The organism is Pseudomonas sp. MYb193 (genome assembly GCF_002966775.1).
GTDB classification, from domain to species: Bacteria; Pseudomonadota; Gammaproteobacteria; order Pseudomonadales; family Pseudomonadaceae; genus Aquipseudomonas; species Aquipseudomonas paracarnis.
The window spans coordinates 2,000,924-2,015,404 of the sequence record NZ_CP023269.1 but is presented as its reverse complement, the minus strand read 5'-3'; the positions used below and the strand labels follow the sequence as shown (position 1 = coordinate 2,015,404).

The following is a 14,481-nucleotide window of genomic DNA, read 5'->3' as shown; positions in this document are numbered from 1 at the left end:
ATGAAAAAGGCGACCCTCAGGCCTAATGTCAGTCAGTTAAGAGCGAGAGCAGACAACCAGTGACTTGTGGCGAGGGAGCTTGCTCCCGCTGGACTGCGTAGCAGTCCCATTTTTGGGGCCGCTTCGCGCCCCAGCGGGAGCAAGCTCCCTCGCCACAGTTACCGATTCTGTCTTAACTGACTGGCATTAACCCTCAGGCCGCCTTTTGTCATTGCGCGTAGTGCTTGCTCAACCCCGGCGGCACGCCTTGCACGTTGGTCTCTTCCCATGGCCCGTTGGGGCTGATGGAGCGGCTCCAGCCGTTGCTCCAACGGTAGTAAGTGCGCTGGCGGTAGAAGGTGTCAGGCTGATCGTCGAGCACGTACACCTGCATCTTGCCGTCCCAGTGGCTGGCGGCGCCCGGCGGTGGGGCAAAGGTCGGCGACTTGCTTGGCAGCGGTTTGGCCGGTGGCGTCACCGGGCCGGAAGGTTTGGTGCTGGGCTTGGTGCTCGGCTGGGTCGAGGGGCCAGACGGTGGAATAGTCGGGCCGGTCGGCGCCGGAGGTGGGCGGTGGACCGCACAGGCGCTCAGGCCGAGTACCAGGCTGAGCAAGGTGATGCGTGCAAATGCGGTCATGGGTGTGTCCTCAGAATTACTGGTCCGGAGTGTCGATGGTCAGTTGCTGCAACGCAGTGGTGCTGCTGGCCAACGGTTGGCTGCGGCCGATCCATTCGCCAGTGGTCGGTTGGCCGGCCCGGGATATGCGCGCAACCAGTTGGACTTCGGGGAAGTTGGACAGTTTCAACTGCGGCATCATCGCGTCGGCATCGCCCAGTTCGACGGTGACCGGCAATGCGTCGACGGTCACACGCTTGGCAGCCAAGGGCGCCGGGGGGCCGTTTACGGCGCGGGCAAAGATGAACACGCTGTCGCCTGGCAGGACGTTGGCCTTCACTTCGGCAGATAAGTCCACCCGCACGGTCAGTAGCGCCTTGGGCGCCGGAGCCACGCTGCCACCGCTCTCCTTGAGCTTCTCTGCCGCGCGATCAATCCCGCCTTGCAGGGCGACACGGGAATTGTCTTCTGGCGGCAGTTGCGCGAGCAGGCGGTTCCAGTAGTCGATGGCTTCCTGATAACGCTGGCCCTCAAAGGCAGCGATACCCAACAGGCCAAGACTGGTGACTTCCTTGGGATCGAGCTTCAAGGCTTCGTCGGTCAGCGCTTGAACCTGAGGCGACCATTGTTTGTTGTCTGCAAAGTACTGCGCCTGGGCCCATTGGCCGAGCAGTTCCGGTTGGCGCCCGGCCAACGCAACCGTACGTTCAAAGACTTTGGCGGCATCGCCGGCACGGTCCTGGGCCATATAGGCGCGCCCAAGGAAGTACAACCCTTCTGCCGAATCCGGTTGTGCAGCGGCGGCGCGTTCCAGGCGGCGGGTCATGTCGGCCATGGACACCGGCGGTTGGGAAAACTCACGGGTCAGTTCAACCTTGTCGCTCGCGCCATAATGCAGGTACAGCGCAACGCCCAGCACAGGCACCAGAAACGCCGCCAAAAACGGCAGCGGTTTGCCTAACCGCGATTCGCGGGGCTTTTCCACACCTTCAGTGTCGGCCAGCAACTCACGGGCCGCTTCGGCGCGGCCGGTGTCGAGCTGCGCGGTATTCAACACACCTTCGTCCTGCTGCGCTTGCAGCTCGGCGACGCGTTCCTGGTACAGCGCCACGTTCAACGCGGTGCGATCCTCTTCACGCTGGGCACGACGGCCACGCAACACAGGGATCAACAGGAAACTCAGGGCAATCAGTAGCAGCAAACCGGCTGCGAGCCAGAAATCAATCATCAGTCTTGGTGTCCAGCAATTGGTCGAGGCGTTTACGCTCTTCAGGGGACAGCGCATCGGCGCCATCAATCGGTGCGACACGGCGCCGACGCACGATCACGGCCATTACCACCACGCCGGCCAGCAACAGCCCGGCCGGGCCAAACCACAGCAGCGCGGTCTTGCCGGTGAGTGCCGGTTTGTAGCGTACGAAATCACCGTAGCGGTCGACCATGAAGTCGATGATCTGCTGGTCGTCCTTGCCCTCCCCCAGCATGCGGAAAATCTCTCTGCGCAGGTCGGTGGCGATCGGGGCGTTGGAGTCGGCGATGTCCTGGTTCTGGCATTTGGGGCAGCGCAGTTCCTTGGTCAGGTCGCGGAAACGCTCACGCTGCGCGTCGTTGGCGAATTCATAGGTGTCGATGGCGGCGTGGGCCACGCCGGCCAGGCCCAGGGCTAAAACGGCAGCGGTCAACCAACGCTTCATGGCTTGGCCTCATCGACCAGGGCCTGGTACTTGGCGGCCAGTTGCTCACGCCACACCGTTTCGTCGATCACGCCGACGAACTTGTCGCGGATCACACCTTTGGCGTCGATGAAGAACGTTTCCGGCGCGCCGTACACACCCAGGTTCAATCCCAGGTTGCCGTCTTCGTCGCGGATATCCAGCTGGTACGGGTTATGAAACTCCGCCAACCACTTCACGGCCGCCGCATTGTCGTCCTTGTAGTTGATGCCGTAGATCACCACACCCTTCTCGGCCAGCTTGTTCAACACCGGGTGTTCGACGCGGCAAGAGATGCACCAGGTGGCCCACACGTTGACCAGCGCCGGCTTGCCCTGCAAGTCTGCCTGGGTCAGGGTCTTGTCACCCTGCACCGTTGGCAGGTTGAAGGCGGGGAACGGCTTGCCGATCATCGCCGAAGGCAGCTCGGCAGGGTCCAGGTACAACCCGCGATACAGGAACACCGCCACCAGCAGGAACAACGCCAGCGGCACAACCATCAACCAACGCTTCATACCGCAGCTCCCGAAAGGCCAAGCGCTTCACGCACCCGGCTCTTGACCTTGACCCGATAGCGCCGGTCCAGCGCTGCGAGCAACCCGCCGAACCCGGTGAGCAAACCGCCGAACCAGATCCAGCGCACGAAGGGTTTGACATGCACGCGCACGGCCCAGGCGCCGTCGCCCAGGGGTTCACCGAGGGCCACATACAGGTCACGGGTGAAACCGGCGTCGATACCAGCCTCGGTCATCATCGAACTCTGCACGGTGTACAGGCGTTTCTCCGGGTGCAGCACGGCGATTTCCTTGCCATTGCGCACTACGCGCACCGTGCCTTTGTCGGAAGTGAAGTTCGGCCCTTCGAAGTGCTTGGCACCTTCGAAGATGAAGTGGTAACCGGCCAGGTCCATGGACTCGCCCGGCGCCAGGCGCAGGTCGCGCTCGGCGCTGTTCTGGCTGGACAGCACTACCCCAAGGGCGCACACCGCGATACCAATGTGGGCGATCTGCATGCCCCAGTAGCTGCGGGTCAGGGTGGGCAGGCCCTTGAGCAAACCCTTGTGGCGCGTCTTGTCGACGATGTCCCGCACGCCAGCCAGCAACACCCAGGCCGCCAGCAGGAACGTCGCGAGTACCGCCCAATTGAAGTCGCCGTAGGCGAACCCGGCGATCACCGCCAGGGCCACGCTGCCGAGCAGCACCGGCATCAGCATGCCCGCCAGCCATTTCACCGGGGTGTCTTTCCAGCGCACCAGCACGCCGACCGCCATCACCACCATCAACAGGCCCATCAACGGGATGAACAACGCATTGAAGTACGGCGGCCCCACGGACAGCTTGGCGCCGCTCAAGGCGTCCAGCACCAGCGGGTAGAGGGTGCCGAGCAGGATCATCGACGCGGCTACCACCAGCACCAGGTTATTGCCCAGCAACAGGGTTTCCCGCGACCACAGGTTGAAACCGACCTGGCTTTTGACCACCGGCGCGCGCAAGGCAAACAGGGTGAGCGAGCCGCCGACGACAAACAGCAGGAAGATCAGGATGAACACGCCGCGCTCAGGGTCTGAGGCAAACGCATGCACCGAGGTCAGCACGCCCGAGCGCACCAGGAAAGTGCCGAGCAGGCTGAGGGAAAACGCCGCGATGGCGAGCAGTACCGTCCAGCTCTTGAACACGCCACGTTTTTCGGTGACGGCCAGGGAGTGAATCAGCGCGGTACCCACCAGCCACGGCATGAAGGAGGCGTTTTCCACCGGGTCCCAGAACCACCAGCCGCCCCAGCCGAGTTCGTAGTAGGCCCACCATGAGCCCAGGGTGATACCGATACCGAGGAAGGCCCAGGCAACGATGGTCCATGGCCGTGACCAGCGCGCCCAGGCGGCGTCGAGACGCCCGCCGAGCAAGGCGGCGATGGCAAACGCGAAGGCCACGGAGAACCCCACATAACCCATGTAGAGCATCGGCGGGTGCACGATCAGGCCAATATCCTGCAGCAACGGGTTGAGGTCGTGACCGTCCACCGGGATCTGCGGCAGGATGCGGGTGAACGGGTTGGAGGTCATGATCAGGAACAGCAGGAAGCCGATGCTGATCATGCCCATCACCGCCAGCACCCGCGCCAGCATCACTTGCGGCAATTGGCGCGAGAACACCGAGACGGCGAAAGTCCAGCCGCCGAGGATCAAGGCCCACAACAGCAATGAACCTTCGTGGGCACCCCACACGGCGCTGAACTTGTAGTACCAGGGCAAAGCGCTGTTGGAGTTGTTGGCAACGTAGGCGACCGAAAAATCGTCGGTCATGAAGGCGTAGGTCAGGCACCCAAAGGCGAACAGCAGGAAGGCAAACTGGCCCCAGGCGGCCGGCTGCGCCAGGCTCATCCACAGGCGGTCGCCGCGCCAGGCACCGAGCAAGGGCACCACGGCCTGGACCACGGCAAAGCACAGCGCGAGGATCATCGCCAACTGGCCCAGCTCCGGAATAAACAGTGCGGACGTCATGGCTCAGCCCTCCTTGACTGGGGTGGCGGGAGCGGTTTGGCCGCTGTCTTTCAAGGCTTTGGTGACCTCGGGCGGCATGTATTTTTCATCGTGCTTGGCCAGCACTTCGTCAGCCACTACCACGCCATCGGCGTTGAGCTTGCCCAGGGCGACAATGCCCTGGCCTTCCCGGAACAGGTCCGGGAGGATGCCGCGATAGGTGATGGTCACGGCCTTGTTGAAATCGGTGACGACGAAGGTCACGTCCAACGAATCGCCGGAACGCTTCAACGAGCCCTGCTCTACCATGCCGCCAGCGCGGATGCGCGTATCGACCGGTGCCTCGCCATTGGCGATCTGGGTGGGCGTATAGAACAGGTTGATGTTCTGCTGCAGGGCGCTCAGGGCCAGGGTCACGGCAATGCCGACGCCGGCCAGGATGGCAAGGATGATCAACAGACGCTTTCTACGCAGCGGATTCACTTTTCGGTCTCCCGGCGCAGACGTCGCGCCTCTTGTTGCAGGTAACGCTTGCGGGCCAGGATCGGCGCGGCGACGTTGAGGGCCAGCACCGCCAGGCAGATGCCATAGGCCGTCCAGACATACAGGCCGTGGTGGCCCATGGCGAGAAAATCGCTGAAAGAAGCAAAACTCATCCACGTACTCCCAGGCAATTTTGCACTTCGGCTTTCACCCAACTGGTACGGGCTTCACGCTTGAGCACTTCAAGGCGCATGCGCAGCAGCAATACGGCGCCGAAGAAACAGTAGAAGCCCAGCACCATCAACAGCAACGGCGCCCACATCTCCACGGGCATCGCCGGTTTTTCGGTGAGGGTGAAGGTGGCGCCCTGGTGCAGAGTGTTCCACCACTCCACCGAGTACTTGATGATCGGGATGTTGATCACGCCGACAATCGCCAGCACCGCGCAGGCCTTGGCGGCGCTGTCACGGTTGCTGATGGCGTTGCCCAGGGCAATCAGGCCGAAATACAGGAACAGCAGGATCAGCATCGAGGTCAGGCGCGCATCCCACACCCACCATGAGCCCCAGGTCGGCTTGCCCCAGATCGCACCGGTCACCAGTGCCACGGCGGTCATCCATGCACCGATCGGCGCGGCGCATTGCAGGGCCACGTCGGCCAGCTTCATCTTCCATACCAGGCCGACGATGCCACACACCGCCAGCATCACATAGCAGGACTGGGCCAGCATCGCGGCAGGTACGTGGATATAGATGATGCGAAAGCTATTGCCTTGCTGATAGTCCGGCGGCGCAAAGGCCAGGCCCCAGACCAGGCCAGTGCCGATCAGCAGGATGGCGGCGATACTCAACCACGGCAGCAGCTTGCCACTGATGCCATAAAACCATTTGGGCGAGCCGAGCTTGTGAAACCAGGTCCAGTTCATTGCTGTTTCCATCACGGTGCTTTTCGTCGTGGCGAAAAGCTCAGGGTCTTTACTGACTCAGCGTCATTGACGCCGGGTCAGACCTCATTATTCACCGACGCTGATTTTCAGGCCGGCGGCTATAGCAAAAGGTGTCAGGGTTACCGCCAGGGCGGTCAGGCTACCCAGCCACAAGAGGTAACCGGTCGCCGGCATGCCCATGAGCGCGGCTTGCAACGCGCCACTGCCCAGGATCAACACCGGGATATACAAAGGCAGAATCAACAGGGCCAGCAACAGCCCGCCCCGTTTCAAGCCGACGGTCAACGCTGCGCCCACCGCCCCCAACAGGCTGAGCACCGGCGTGCCGAGTAACAAAGACAGGAGCAGCACCGGCAGGCATTCAACGGGCAACCCAAGCATCATGGCAAGCAGTGGCGAGAGCAAGACTAGCGCCAAGCCGGAAAAAACCCAGTGTGCCAGCACCTTGGCCAGTACCAGAAGTGGCAACGGGTGCGACGAAAGGACCCACTGCTCCAGGGAACCGTCTTCGAAATCACTGCGAAACAGCCCGTCCAGCGAGAGCAGAACCGATAAAAGCGCGGCGACCCACACCAGTCCTGGGGACAAGGTTTGCAACAGTTTAGTCTCCGGGCCAACCGCCAGCGGGAACAGCGCGATCACGATGGCAAAGAACACCAGCGGGTTGGCCAGTTCGGCGGGGCGACGGCACAACAGCCGGGCTTCGCGGGCGACCAACAGGGCGAACACACTCATAGCGACCACCGCCCCAGGTCCAACTCACGGTAGCCAGCGGGCATGCGCGCCAAAGTGTGGTGGGTGGTGAGCACCACCAGGCCGCCTTGCTCGCAGTGCTGGGCCAGGTGTGCTTCGAGTTGAGCCACGCCTTGTTTGTCGAGGGCGGTGAAAGGTTCGTCGAGAATCCACAACGGCGGGCCGGGCAAGTACAAGCGGGCCAGGGCCACGCGGCGCTGCTGGCCGGCGGACAGGGTGTGGCAGGGAACGTCCTCAAAGCCCTTGAGGCCCACCGCGGCCAGGGCCTGCCAAATGGCGTCACGGGAAGCAGGATGATGCAGGGCGCTGAGCCAACTGAGGTTTTCTTCAGCAGTGAGTACGTCTTTGATGCCGGCGGCGTGGCCGATCCAGATCAGGTTGCGCGCCAGCTCGCTACGCTGTCCGTTCAAGGGCTTGCCGTTGAGATGCACCACGCCGGCCGTCGGCTGCATCAGCCCAGCCAGCAGGCGCAACAGGCTGGTCTTGCCGCTGCCATTGGGGCCACTGATTTGCACCATGTCCCCACCCGTCAGCCGCAGGTCGAGTTGCTCGAACAGCAGGCGCAGGTCGCGTTCACAGGCAAGCGCTACGGCTTCAAGAAGAGGGCTGGTCAAAAGATCGCGGGCCTTTACGGTTCAAGTCGGCGGTGCAGCGGCCGTTATAGAGAGATGCACAATAACGGCTTTGGCGACCGATTTTAGAGAGCTGGATCAAATAGTTGTGAGGTTTTTACCGCTCTCTTTGCAGACGGGCGGCATTATACATGCGATGCCCTACTCTAAAGAGGGCAATTTCCCCAGAGACGATGCGCACGATGACCGGTGAGATCAACCTTCCTCCACTGCCGCCAACCTCCGCGCCCCGGCCCGCACCGCTGCCGGCCGCCGGCGAGCTGCTCAAACTGTTAGAGCCGCAGGCTGGGTTGATCGACCCGGGGAAAACCGTGAACGCCGAGGTCATCGCGCTTAAACAAGGCGGCGAGGCCTTTCAGTTACTGCTCAAACTGACCCTCGAAGGCGGTCGCCAGGCGCTGGTGCAGGCCAGCAGTGCCCAACCCTTGCCCCTGGGCAGCAATGTGGCGGTGAGCCAGACGCCTGCGGGCAACCTGGCCATTACCTTGCAGCAAGCCATGAGTGCCAACGTGGCCGCTCTCACTCGCCTCGACCCCCACCAGATGCCGGTGGGTACGTTGTTGCAAGCCAAGGTGCTGACCACGCAGATGCTACCCCAGGGCACGGCGCAACCGGCGATCTATCGCTCGCTGGTGAGTGTGCTCAATAACGCCCTGGCCGGTGCCACCCTCACCCTGGAAAGCCCCCAGCCGCTGAGGGTGGGCAGCTTGCTCAGTGCCGTGGTGCAGAACGCGCAGACCCTGAACTTCGTACCGCTAAGCGGCCTGAAGGACCAACTGGCCGTGACGCAGCAACTTGCCACTCAGCAAAGTCGCCAAGGCTCGCTGGATGCGGTGTTCACCGCCTTGCAAAACCTGCCCCGTGGCGACAGCACATCGGCCGAGCTGCGGGCCGCCGCCGAGCGATTGTTGGCGGCCTTGCCCGATCTGGCACAGGTCAGCAACCCCAAGGTGCTGGCTCAGGTGGTGCAGAACAGCGGCGCCTTTCTGGAAGCCAAACTGCTCGCCGGCCAGAACCCGCAAATCCCACCGTTGGACATGAAAGGCGCGCTGTTACGCCTGGTCGCAGACCTGCTGCCCGCCCTGCCCGCCAGCACCAACCTGAATGCGATCCTCGCCGCCAATACCCTGGCCCAGGTGTTGCCGCACTTTGTGCGCAGCCCGCTGAACACCCTCGGCCAGGTCGGCGCCCGGCAGACACCTGCCGGCTTCCCGCTGCCCGAAAGACTGATGGCAAAACTGGAAGGTGAAGGCGACCTGGAAAATCTGCTACGCCTGGCCGCCGGGGCGATCTCGCGCTTGCAGAGCCATCAACTGTCGAGCCTGGAACAGACCGGCACCACCGCCGACGGACGCCTGCAAACGACCTGGCAGTTGGAGATTCCCATGCGCACCCTGCAAGACATCGTGCCGTTGCAGGTCAAGTTCCAACGCGAGGAGCCCGCGCCAGACAAGGACCAGCCCGAGCGCAAGGATAAAAAAGACCCGAAACAGATGCTTTGGCGCGTCGAACTGGCCTTCGACATGGAGCCGCTGGGGCCGTTGCAAGTTCAGGCGCAGCTGTCCCAGGGCAAACTGTCCAGCCAGTTATGGGCCAGCCGCCCTTTCACGGCCAGCCTGATCGAAAGCCACTTGGGCAGCCTGCGTGAGCGCCTGGTCTCATCCGGGCTCAACGTCGGCGACCTGGATTGCCACCTGGGCACCCCGCCACGCGGGCCAAAAACCGGACTGGAGCAACGCTGGGTGGATGAAACCGCATGAGAAACGCCGACCCGCCCCGCCAGGCCATCGCCCTCAAGTACGACGGCCAACAGGCCCCTACCCTGACAGCCAAAGGCGATGATGCCCTGGCCGAAGCCATCCTCAAGCTGGCACGGGAGAATGAAGTACCGATCTATGAAAACGCCGAGTTGGTGAAGCTGCTGGCGCGCATGGAACTGGGGGACAGCATTCCGGAAGAGTTGTACCGCACGATTGCCGAGATCATTGCGTTTGCCTGGACGTTGAAGGGCAAGTTCCCGGCGGGCTACGACCCGGATGCGGGGCCGGTGGAGCGGGATGTCACTGAGCAGGGTGACGATTACTGATTGCTCATGAGGCCCATACACCAACCAACTGTGGGAGCTGGCTTGCCTGCGATAGCGGTGGGTCAGCCTGATGTCAGGTGACTGATACACCGCTATCGCAGCATAGGTATCTACACAACTCTGTAGCGCTCAACGGTAACCACGATGCGAAGCGAGCCGCTCTTGATCTTGATCTTGATCTGCTTTTGATCTTGATCTCAGGCGCCCCGTTAAACCACGCTGGCCGAAATTCGACAGGGATTTGGGGGGTAAACCGGCAGGGATGCCGGTTTAGCCGCCCCGCGCCATGGATGGCGCGTGGCGGCGGCCCCCCAAATCACTGGCGGATTACGGGCACACCGAGCTCAAGCGAGGTGCCGAGTGGTGGGGCAAGAGCCTTTTGCTTACTTTTGGGCTCCTTTCAAAAGTGAGCCGCTGTCAGAGCGGAACCCTAAGCGGCCGTTACCGCAGGAATGGATATACACCCGGTATAACGGTGTCGACTGTGAGGCCGTCTTCGCAGGCAAGCCAGCTCCCACATTTGGATCGCGTTGCGTCAGCTAGATCAGCGCTGTCAGGCCGTCACGGGAGCAGGTTCACTCGCCACAGGGTCAGTGTCGTACTGAAGTTGTGTAGATACCTATGGCTATCGCAGGCAAGCCCACACACATTTTTGATCTGTGTTCAGTTCAGGACTTCGCTCAAAGGAATGAAGTTGACCCGGTCGCCGATGGCCAGCGTGGTCCCTTCCATCACCTCGACAAAGCCTTCAGCCCACGCCGCACTGCGCAGCACCCCGGAGCTTTGGTTGCGGTAGATGATCGCCTTGCCCTGTTCGATCCGCCCGCGCAGGTACTCGCGGCGGTTGCCGGGTTTGGGCCAGACGAACCCTGCCGGCACTTCGAAGCGCAGCGGCTGCACCTCCAGCACACCTTGACGGCGCAACAGATACGGGCGCGCCAGCAGCGCAAAAGTCACCAGGGTCGACGCCGGATTGCCCGGAAGGCCGATCACCGGCACGCCACGAAAATGCCCGAAGGTCAGCGGCTTGCCCGGTTTGATCGCCAGCTTCCACAGCGCCAGCTCACCCTCTTCCCGCAAGGCAATGCCGAGGAAGTCCGCTTCGCCCACCGACACACCGCCGGTCGAGAGGATCAGGTCAACGCTGCCCAGCCCCGCCAGGCGCGCGCGGGTCTGTTCCAGATCATCCGGAAGAATCCCGGCATCGATCACTTCGCAGCCCATGCGCATCAGCCAACTGCACAGCACGCGGCGGTTGCTGTTGTAGATCTGCCCAGGGCCGAGCGGCAACCCTGGCTCGATCAGTTCGTCGCCGGTCGACAACACGGCCACGCGTACGCGCCGCACCACCTCGAGTCGATCACGTCCAAGAGACGCGGCCAAACCGAGTTCGATAGGGCCCAGGCGGGTGCCGGCACTGAGTACGGTCTCGCCGACCGTGGTCTCTTGGCCCTGAGGCCGGATGTTGTCGCCCATCTGCAATGGCTCGGTGAAACTCACGCGCTGGTCGGTATGCACCACGGCGTTTTCCTGCATCTGCACGCAGTCAGCGCCTTGGGGCACCGGCGCGCCAGTAAAGATGCGCGCACAGGTGCCGGCCGCCAAGGGTTCAGGGGCAGTGCCGGCGAAAATCCGCTGGCTCACCACTAAGGGTTCGCCGGTCCAGTCCGCCAGGCGCACGGCGTAGCCGTCCATGGCACTGTTGGGCCACGGTGGCAGGTCGAGTGTGGAGATCAGGTCCTGGGCCAATACCCGGCCATCACACTCAGCCAGGGGCAGTACTTCCTGCTCGCGGATCGGCGCGGCGGCGGCCATGTCGAGCAAACGCTGCAGGGCTGCTTCCACCGGCATCAGGGCGCCGGTCTTGCCGGGCTTATCCACGGGATTCACAAGGTTCGGCCTGCTTCAGATGCGGGACGAAGTTGCACGGGCGGTGACGGTTATCCAGCTGCTCGGCGAGGATGCCGTCCCAACCAGTGCGCACGGCATTGGTGGAGCCCGGCAGGCAGCACACCAGGGTGCCATTGGCCAACCCCGCCAGGGCGCGAGATTGCACGGTGGAGGTGCCGATATCGGCCACGGAGATCTGGCGGAACAGCTCGCCAAAACCATCGACCTGCTTGTCGAGCAGGCAGCTCACTGCTTCAGGGGTACTGTCGCGACCGGTGAAGCCGGTGCCGCCGGTAATCAGCACCACCTGCACCACGTCTTCGGCGATCCAGTGGGCCACCTGGGCGCGAATCTTGTAAAGGTCGTCCTTGAGCAGCACGCGCTCGGCCAGGCGGTGGCCGGCGGCCGTGAGGCGGTCAACAAAGACCTGGCCGGAGGTGTCAGTCTCCAGGGTGCGGGTGTCGCTGACGGTCAATACAGCAATATTCAGGGGTACAAAGGGCGCATCGGCCTTGGCTTTCATGGCACGGTCCGGTTGTCGAAGGAACAGCCCGATGTTATATCACAGGCCCCTGTTTCCCTGCCGCAGCGCAACCACCATGACGTTTGAATTTCCTTCCCTGCCGTGTTCGATCCTGTTGCTGGCCGGTGGTCGCGGCCAACGCATGGGCGGGCAGGACAAAGGGCTGCTGGAATGGCAAGGCCAGCCCTTGATCGCCCACCTGCACCAGTTGGCCCGGCCGCTCACCGATGACCTGATCATCTCGTGCAACCGCAACCATGAACGCTACGCGCTCTATGCCGACCAACAGGTGAGCGATGACAACCCGGGCTTCCCCGGCCCGCTGGCAGGTATCCGTGCAGGACTCTTCGCCGCACGCCATGAGCATCTGCTGATATTGCCTTGCGATGTGCCGCAGATCGATGCGCGACTGCTCGCCGACCTGCGTGCGACCGCACGACGCAACCCGCAGGCGCCGGTGATGGTGCGCCAGGGTGAATGCTGGGAACCCTTGCTGTGCATCATTCCCACGAGCCTGAAAAACCAAGTGGAACAGGCATGGCAAGCGGGTGAGCGCAGCCCGCGTAAGCTCTGGCTGCAACTGGGCGCGGTGGCCTTGGAATGCCCGGCCGATGACCCGCGCCTGGCCAATCTTAATACGCCCGAGCTGTTGCACCCCCGGGCTGGCATGTCAGAATGAACCCTGCACAAGGAACTTTGCCGGCGTCCCGTACGTCACAAGGTCAGCAATTTAAAAGTATTCTCTCGGAGACAAACTCATGACTCAACGGACCATCGCCGCTCTCATGCTTGCACTGGGCCTCGCCACCCTCGCCGGTTGCGCTTCGCCAACAGTGATCACCCTGAATGACGGTCGCGAAATCCAGGCCGTCGACACCCCGAAGTACGATGAAGATTCGGGCTTCTACGAATTCGAACAACTGGACGGCAAGCACACCCGTATCAATAAAGATCAGGTTCGCACCGTTAAAGACCTGTAAGCCTCAGCGCTTGCACACAAGGCCCGCCTCGCGCGGGCCTTGTTGTTCCTGGGGTTTACCAGTCCAGGGTGATCTGGCTGCGGAAGCTGCGTTGTTCACCGCTTACCGGGTCGATAAAGCGCACGCCCTGGGCCAGTAGCTTGAGTGGCTTGGCGTAATCGTCCTCGGCATCCTTGATCACTTCGGGGTAGAACGGGTCATTACAGATGCTCGCCCCGAGCGCCGTCATATGCACGCGCAGCTGGTGCTTCTTGCCGGTCACCGGGAACAGGCCGTAGCGCCATAGATCAGCGTTTTTCTCGCGCACCTCTACCGCCGTCTCGGTGTTGCTGGCACCCGGCCCTTCCTGCATGCGAAAGAAAGGTTCGCCATCCACCAAACGGCTTTTGTGCACCAACGGGAAGCTGAGGTGCGGCAAGGCCGGAGCGATGGCTTCGTAGAATTTGTCGATACGTCGCGTGGGAAACAATTGCTGATAGGCCGAACGGCTGTGCGGGTTGGCGGAGAACAGCACCAACCCCGCCGTATGTCGGTCGATGCGATGCAGGGGCACCAGGGCGGGATTGTCCAGGCGCCGGATCAAGCGTCGCAACAAGGTGTGCTCGACGTACTCGCCAGCGGGTGTCACTGGCAGGAAATGCGGTTTGTCCGCCACCACCAGGTGCTCATCCGCGTACAGGATGTTTTCCTGCACCGGAATCACTTTCTCGTTGGGCACTTCGCGAAAGTAATAGATGCACAAGCCTTCCTTGTAGCCCAGGCCCACGCTGATCGGGCTGCCATTGACATCCAGCACCCGGCCGCGGGCAATGCGGTCCAACCACTGTTCGCGGCCGATGGCCGGAAAGTGTGCGCACAGGCAATCGAGCACCGTCACCCAGGAGCCCGGCGGCAAGTACAGGGTGCTGGCTTGGTGCTGGGAGGGGGAAAAAACGGAAGTGGACATGCCGACGCTCAAAGCCTGGAAAACAGGCGGGCATTATCGCCCATGGCGCACGATTGCCTAGGGCCTATCTCAGGCCTTGGCCAGTTGAGCCCGCAGCACCGGCGAGGCGCTTGCCGCCTCGGTGAATTCCTTGAGCCAGCGCAGCACGTCCACCGCTTCCCAACGGCCCGGGTCATACAGCGCGTAGAGCAAGCCCTGATAACCCACCACATCGAGCTGCTTGTGATAACCGGCGCGCTGGAACAGCGCCTCGATTTCCGCGAAGCAGGTGTTGAAATGCACTTTGTTAAACGGTGTCTTGCCTTCCGTGACCAGGCCATCGAGGCGCAGTTCGTTCACCGCGTCACGCACCACATCGGCGGACATGCGATTGACGCTGCTTTTAAGTTGTTCAACATTCACCACGGGCGTTCCCTCTATTCAATCGCTGTACGAATATACAGTAACTTAATATTT

At 62.4% G+C, this 14,481-nt stretch carries 18 protein-coding genes; 4 read left to right on the top strand and 14 right to left on the bottom strand.

Features of this window, described 5'->3' with window-relative positions:
* Positions 1 to 208: 208 nt before the first annotated feature.
* The 10 genes from CLM72_RS09515 to ccmA form a co-directional block, all read right to left on the bottom strand.
* Positions 209 to 616, bottom strand: coding sequence for a hypothetical protein (locus tag CLM72_RS09515; protein ID WP_105226274.1), 408 nt, complete (start codon positions 614 to 616; stop codon positions 209 to 211).
* 16 nt (positions 617 to 632) lie between these two features.
* Positions 633 to 1,823: a c-type cytochrome biogenesis protein CcmI gene (ccmI, locus tag CLM72_RS09510; RefSeq protein WP_105226273.1), complete on the bottom strand. Its 1,191-nt coding sequence runs from the start codon at positions 1,821 to 1,823 to the stop codon at positions 633 to 635.
* Positions 1,816 to 2,289: a cytochrome c-type biogenesis protein gene (locus CLM72_RS09505; RefSeq protein ID WP_020301388.1), complete on the bottom strand. Its 474-nt coding sequence runs from the start codon at positions 2,287 to 2,289 to the stop codon at positions 1,816 to 1,818. Before CLM72_RS09505 ends, ccmI begins: the two co-directional genes overlap by 8 nt.
* Entirely contained in the window at positions 2,286 to 2,822 is a 537-nt protein-coding gene (locus tag CLM72_RS09500) for a DsbE family thiol:disulfide interchange protein (RefSeq protein WP_089042699.1), read from the bottom strand. Before CLM72_RS09500 ends, CLM72_RS09505 begins: the two co-directional genes overlap by 4 nt.
* On the bottom strand, positions 2,819 to 4,807 hold the full coding sequence (locus CLM72_RS09495; RefSeq protein ID WP_003189956.1) for a heme lyase CcmF/NrfE family subunit: 1,989 nt from the start codon (positions 4,805 to 4,807) through the stop codon (positions 2,819 to 2,821). The genes CLM72_RS09500 and CLM72_RS09495 overlap by 4 nt, the downstream gene beginning before the upstream one ends.
* Before the next feature lie 3 nt (positions 4,808 to 4,810).
* The gene (ccmE, locus tag CLM72_RS09490; RefSeq protein WP_014717703.1) at positions 4,811 to 5,269 is read right to left on the bottom strand and encodes a cytochrome c maturation protein CcmE; all 459 of its coding nucleotides are present in this window, start codon (positions 5,267 to 5,269) and stop codon (positions 4,811 to 4,813) included.
* Entirely contained in the window at positions 5,266 to 5,442 is a 177-nt protein-coding gene (gene ccmD, locus CLM72_RS09485) for a heme exporter protein CcmD (protein ID WP_003172771.1), read from the bottom strand. The genes ccmE and ccmD overlap by 4 nt, the downstream gene beginning before the upstream one ends.
* Entirely contained in the window at positions 5,439 to 6,194 is a 756-nt protein-coding gene (locus CLM72_RS09480) for a heme ABC transporter permease (protein ID WP_105226272.1), read from the bottom strand. The genes ccmD and CLM72_RS09480 overlap by 4 nt, the downstream gene beginning before the upstream one ends.
* Positions 6,195 to 6,281: 87 nt before the next feature.
* Positions 6,282 to 6,950, bottom strand: coding sequence for a heme exporter protein CcmB (gene ccmB, locus CLM72_RS09475; protein WP_014717701.1), 669 nt, complete (start codon positions 6,948 to 6,950; stop codon positions 6,282 to 6,284).
* Positions 6,947 to 7,582: a cytochrome c biogenesis heme-transporting ATPase CcmA gene (gene ccmA / locus CLM72_RS09470; protein WP_105226271.1), complete on the bottom strand. Its 636-nt coding sequence runs from the start codon at positions 7,580 to 7,582 to the stop codon at positions 6,947 to 6,949. Before ccmA ends, ccmB begins: the two co-directional genes overlap by 4 nt.
* Before the next feature lie 200 nt (positions 7,583 to 7,782).
* On the opposite strand from ccmA, the gene CLM72_RS09465 reads away from it, so the two are divergent.
* A complete protein-coding gene (locus CLM72_RS09465; protein WP_105229106.1) occupies positions 7,783 to 9,360 on the top strand; it encodes a flagellar hook-length control protein FliK in 1,578 nt (525 codons plus the stop codon).
* Entirely contained in the window at positions 9,357 to 9,686 is a 330-nt protein-coding gene (locus tag CLM72_RS09460; RefSeq protein ID WP_105226270.1) for an EscU/YscU/HrcU family type III secretion system export apparatus switch protein, read from the top strand. Before CLM72_RS09465 ends, CLM72_RS09460 begins: the two co-directional genes overlap by 4 nt.
* Before the next feature lie 663 nt (positions 9,687 to 10,349).
* Here the strand turns inward: CLM72_RS09460 and glp are convergent.
* Both glp and moaB read right to left on the bottom strand, forming a co-directional pair.
* Positions 10,350 to 11,576: a gephyrin-like molybdotransferase Glp gene (gene glp / locus CLM72_RS09450; RefSeq protein ID WP_105226269.1), complete on the bottom strand. Its 1,227-nt coding sequence runs from the start codon at positions 11,574 to 11,576 to the stop codon at positions 10,350 to 10,352.
* Entirely contained in the window at positions 11,560 to 12,099 is a 540-nt protein-coding gene (moaB, locus tag CLM72_RS09445; RefSeq protein WP_014717696.1) for a molybdenum cofactor biosynthesis protein B, read from the bottom strand. The genes glp and moaB overlap by 17 nt, the downstream gene beginning before the upstream one ends.
* A 76-nt stretch (positions 12,100 to 12,175) precedes the next feature.
* Between moaB and mobA the strand changes: the two genes are divergently transcribed.
* Complete coding sequence (gene mobA / locus CLM72_RS09440) at positions 12,176 to 12,778, top strand: molybdenum cofactor guanylyltransferase MobA (protein WP_105229105.1); 603 nt, start codon at positions 12,176 to 12,178, stop codon at positions 12,776 to 12,778.
* Between the two features lie 79 nt (positions 12,779 to 12,857).
* Positions 12,858 to 13,079: a YgdI/YgdR family lipoprotein gene (locus tag CLM72_RS09435; protein WP_003189935.1), complete on the top strand. Its 222-nt coding sequence runs from the start codon at positions 12,858 to 12,860 to the stop codon at positions 13,077 to 13,079.
* A 55-nt stretch (positions 13,080 to 13,134) separates the two neighbouring features.
* Here CLM72_RS09435 and CLM72_RS09430 read toward each other — a convergent pair whose 3' ends face one another.
* Positions 13,135 to 14,025, bottom strand: a complete 891-nt coding sequence (locus CLM72_RS09430; protein WP_105226268.1) for a pseudouridine synthase — start codon at positions 14,023 to 14,025, stop codon at positions 13,135 to 13,137.
* 69 nt (positions 14,026 to 14,094) lie between these two features.
* Positions 14,095 to 14,430: a hypothetical protein gene (locus tag CLM72_RS09425; RefSeq protein WP_003189932.1), complete on the bottom strand. Its 336-nt coding sequence runs from the start codon at positions 14,428 to 14,430 to the stop codon at positions 14,095 to 14,097.
* Between the last annotated feature and the right edge of the window lie 51 nt (positions 14,431 to 14,481).

Excerpts from the sequence above, each read along its gene's own strand:
- CLM72_RS09465 (WP_105229106.1), top strand. The coding sequence starts at position 7,783 with ATGACCGGTGAGATCAACCTTCCTCCACTGCCGCCAACCTCCGCGCCC.
- moaB (WP_014717696.1), bottom strand. The coding sequence starts at position 12,099 with ATGAAAGCCAAGGCCGATGCGCCCTTTGTACCCCTGAATATTGCTGTA.
- CLM72_RS09460 (WP_105226270.1), top strand. The coding sequence starts at position 9,357 with ATGAGAAACGCCGACCCGCCCCGCCAGGCCATCGCCCTCAAGTACGAC.
- CLM72_RS09515 (WP_105226274.1), bottom strand. The coding sequence starts at position 616 with ATGACCGCATTTGCACGCATCACCTTGCTCAGCCTGGTACTCGGCCTG.
- ccmI (WP_105226273.1), bottom strand. The coding sequence starts at position 1,823 with ATGATTGATTTCTGGCTCGCAGCCGGTTTGCTGCTACTGATTGCCCTG.
- CLM72_RS09435 (WP_003189935.1), top strand. The coding sequence starts at position 12,858 with ATGACTCAACGGACCATCGCCGCTCTCATGCTTGCACTGGGCCTCGCC.
- ccmB (WP_014717701.1), bottom strand. The coding sequence starts at position 6,950 with ATGAGTGTGTTCGCCCTGTTGGTCGCCCGCGAAGCCCGGCTGTTGTGC.
- CLM72_RS09505 (WP_020301388.1), bottom strand. The coding sequence starts at position 2,289 with ATGAAGCGTTGGTTGACCGCTGCCGTTTTAGCCCTGGGCCTGGCCGGC.
- ccmD (WP_003172771.1), bottom strand. The coding sequence starts at position 5,442 with ATGAGTTTTGCTTCTTTCAGCGATTTTCTCGCCATGGGCCACCACGGC.
- CLM72_RS09500 (WP_089042699.1), bottom strand. The coding sequence starts at position 2,822 with ATGAAGCGTTGGTTGATGGTTGTGCCGCTGGCGTTGTTCCTGCTGGTG.
- CLM72_RS09430 (WP_105226268.1), bottom strand. The coding sequence starts at position 14,025 with ATGTCCACTTCCGTTTTTTCCCCCTCCCAGCACCAAGCCAGCACCCTG.
- CLM72_RS09480 (WP_105226272.1), bottom strand. The coding sequence starts at position 6,194 with ATGAACTGGACCTGGTTTCACAAGCTCGGCTCGCCCAAATGGTTTTAT.
- mobA (WP_105229105.1), top strand. The coding sequence starts at position 12,176 with ATGACGTTTGAATTTCCTTCCCTGCCGTGTTCGATCCTGTTGCTGGCC.
- CLM72_RS09495 (WP_003189956.1), bottom strand. The coding sequence starts at position 4,807 with ATGACGTCCGCACTGTTTATTCCGGAGCTGGGCCAGTTGGCGATGATC.